2 rRNA genes are annotated in these 3,265 nt (G+C 52.7%); both read left to right on the top strand.

The annotated features are described in order from the left end of the window. Nucleotides 1–127: 127 nt before the first annotated feature. Nucleotides 128–3,009 (top strand): 23S ribosomal RNA (locus HWX25_RS32420). 131 nt (nt 3,010–3,140) lie between these two features. After that, nucleotides 3,141–3,253, top strand: a 5S ribosomal RNA gene (gene rrf, locus HWX25_RS32415). Nucleotides 3,254–3,265 lie beyond the last annotated feature (12 nt).

Genomic DNA, 3,265 nt, shown 5'->3' with positions numbered 1-3,265 from the left:
CTATCCGGGTTGTGATTGTATCGATGTATCTCAAGATGATTCGAACTCTATGTTTGACTCAATTGGAATACGGCACAACGCGAGAACTCAACCTGTAGCGACTGTCGATGAGACAGACTCGTTATAGGGTCAAGCGAACAAGTGCATGTGGTGGATGCCTTGGCGATCACAGGCGATGAAGGACGCGGTAGCCTGCGAAAAGCTACGGGGAGCTGGCAAACGAGCTTTGATCCGTAGATGTCCGAATGGGGAAACCCACTCCTTTTGGAGTATCCATGGCTGAATACATAGGCCATGTGAAGCGAACGCGGTGAACTGAAACATCTAAGTAACCGCAGGAAAAGAAATCAACCGAGATTCCCAAAGTAGTGGCGAGCGAAATGGGATGAGCCTTGCACTCTTTATTTGTATTGTTAGCCGAACGCTCTGGAAAGTGCGGCCATAGCAGGTGATAGCCCTGTAGGCGAAAACAGTATGAAAGAACTAGGTGTGCGACAAGTAGGGCGGGACACGTGAAATCCTGTCTGAAGATGGGGGGACCATCCTCCAAGGCTAAATACTCGTGATCGACCGATAGTGAACCAGTACCGTGAGGGAAAGGCGAAAAGAACCCCGGGAGGGGAGTGAAATAGATCCTGAAACCGCATGCATACAAACAGTCGGAGCCTCGTAAGGGGTGACGGCGTACCTTTTGTATAATGGGTCAGCGACTTACGTTCAGTAGCAAGCTTAACCGTATAGGGCAGGCGTAGCGAAAGCGAGTCCGAATAGGGCGTTCAGTTGCTGGGCGTAGACCCGAAACCAGGTGATCTATCCATGGCCAGGATGAAGGTGCGGTAACACGTACTGGAGGTCCGAACCCACTAACGTTGAAAAGTTAGGGGATGAGCTGTGGATAGGGGTGAAAGGCTAAACAAACCTGGAAATAGCTGGTTCTCTCCGAAAACTATTTAGGTAGTGCCTCGTGTCTCACCTTCGGGGGTAGAGCACTGTCATGGTTGGGGGGTCTATTGCAGATTACCCCGCCATAGCAAACTCCGAATACCGAAGAGTGCAATCACGGGAGACAGACATCGGGTGCTAACGTCCGGTGTCAAGAGGGAAACAACCCAGACCGCCAGCTAAGGTCCCCAAATATAGCTAAGTGGGAAACGAAGTGGGAAGGCTAAAACAGTCAGGAGGTTGGCTTAGAAGCAGCCACCCTTTAAAGAAAGCGTAATAGCTCACTGATCGAGTCGTCCTGCGCGGAAGATGTAACGGGGCTAAGCTATATACCGAAGCTGCGGATGCGAGCTTTGCTCGCATGGTAGGAGAGCGTTCCGTAAGCCTGCGAAGGTGCCTTGTAAAGGGTGCTGGAGGTATCGGAAGTGCGAATGCTGACATGAGTAGCGATAAAGGGGGTGAAAGGCCCCCTCGCCGTAAGCCCAAGGTTTCCTACGCAACGTTCATCGGCGTAGGGTGAGTCGGCCCCTAAGGCGAGGCAGAAATGCGTAGCTGATGGGAAGCAGGTCAATATTCCTGCACCATTGTTAGATGCGATGGGGGGACGGATCGCGGAAGGTTGTCCGGGTGTTGGAAGTCCCGGTCGCTGCATTGGAGAAGGCGCTTAGGCAAATCCGGGCGCAGGATTCAAGGGTGTGGCGCGAGCTCCTTAGGGAGCGAAGCAATTGGAAGTGGTTCCAAGAAAAGCCTCTAAGCTTCAGTCTAACGATGACCGTACCGCAAACCGACACAGGTGGGCGAGATGAGTATTCTAAGGCGCTTGAGAGAACTCGGGAGAAGGAACTCGGCAAATTGGTACCGTAACTTCGGGATAAGGTACGCCCTTGTAGCTTGATGCGCCTGCGCGCAAAGGGTGAAGGGGTTGCAATAAACTGGTGGCTGCGACTGTTTAATAAAAACACAGCACTCTGCAAACACGAAAGTGGACGTATAGGGTGTGACGCCTGCCCGGTGCCGGAAGATTAAATGATGGGGTGCAAGCTCTTGATTGAAGTCCCGGTAAACGGCGGCCGTAACTATAACGGTCCTAAGGTAGCGAAATTCCTTGTCGGGTAAGTTCCGACCTGCACGAATGGCGTAACGATGGCCACACTGTCTCCTCCCGAGACTCAGCGAAGTTGAAGTGTTTGTGATGATGCAATCTACCCGCGGCTAGACGGAAAGACCCCATGAACCTTTACTGTAGCTTTGCATTGGACTTTGAACCGATCTGTGTAGGATAGGTGGGAGGCTATGAAACCGGAACGCTAGTTTCGGTGGAGCCGTCCTTGAAATACCACCCTGGTTTGTTTGAGGTTCTAACCTTGGCCCGTGATCCGGGTCGGGGACAGTGCATGGTAGGCAGTTTGACTGGGGCGGTCTCCTCCCAAAGCGTAACGGAGGAGTACGAAGGTACGCTAGGTACGGTCGGAAATCGTGCTGATAGTGCAATGGCATAAGCGTGCTTAACTGCGAGACCGACAAGTCGAGCAGGTGCGAAAGCAGGTCATAGTGATCCGGTGGTTCTGTATGGAAGGGCCATCGCTCAACGGATAAAAGGTACTCTGGGGATAACAGGCTGATACCGCCCAAGAGTTCATATCGACGGCGGTGTTTGGCACCTCGATGTCGGCTCATCTCATCCTGGGGCTGTAGCCGGTCCCAAGGGTATGGCTGTTCGCCATTTAAAGAGGTACGTGAGCTGGGTTTAAAACGTCGTGAGACAGTTTGGTCCCTATCTGCCGTGGGCGTTGGATATTTGAAGGGGGCTGCTCCTAGTACGAGAGGACCGGAGTGGACGAACCTCTGGTGTACCGGTTGTCACGCCAGTGGCATCGCCGGGTAGCTATGTTCGGAAGAGATAACCGCTGAAAGCATCTAAGCGGGAAACTCGCCTTAAGATGAGATATCCCTGGGGACTAGATCCCCTTGAAGGGTCGTTCGAGACCAGGACGTTGATAGGTCAGGTGTGTAAGCGCAGTAATGCGTTCAGCTAACTGATACTAATTGCCCGTAAGGCTTGATCCTATAACAAGTCTGTCTCGCGCTGATTACAGCGCGTCGGACTGGTTGATCTCGTGTGCGATACACACAACTCAAAATTACTGCTTCTTCCCAGATTGGTTCTGTTGGCCACGCCAGCAGGACAACCCCCTTTGCCTGATGACCATAGCGAGTCGGTCCCACCCCTTCCCATCCCGAACAGGACCGTGAAACGACTCTACGCCGATGATAGTGCGGATTCCCGTGTGAAAGTAGGTAATCGTCAGGCTCCCTCAAGCCA

Source organism: Burkholderia sp. BCC1640, assembly GCF_902833125.1.
Taxonomy (GTDB): domain Bacteria; phylum Pseudomonadota; class Gammaproteobacteria; order Burkholderiales; family Burkholderiaceae; genus Burkholderia; species Burkholderia diffusa.
Note: the sequence above shows the minus strand (reverse complement) of the source record. Positions and strands in the feature narration are given on the sequence as shown.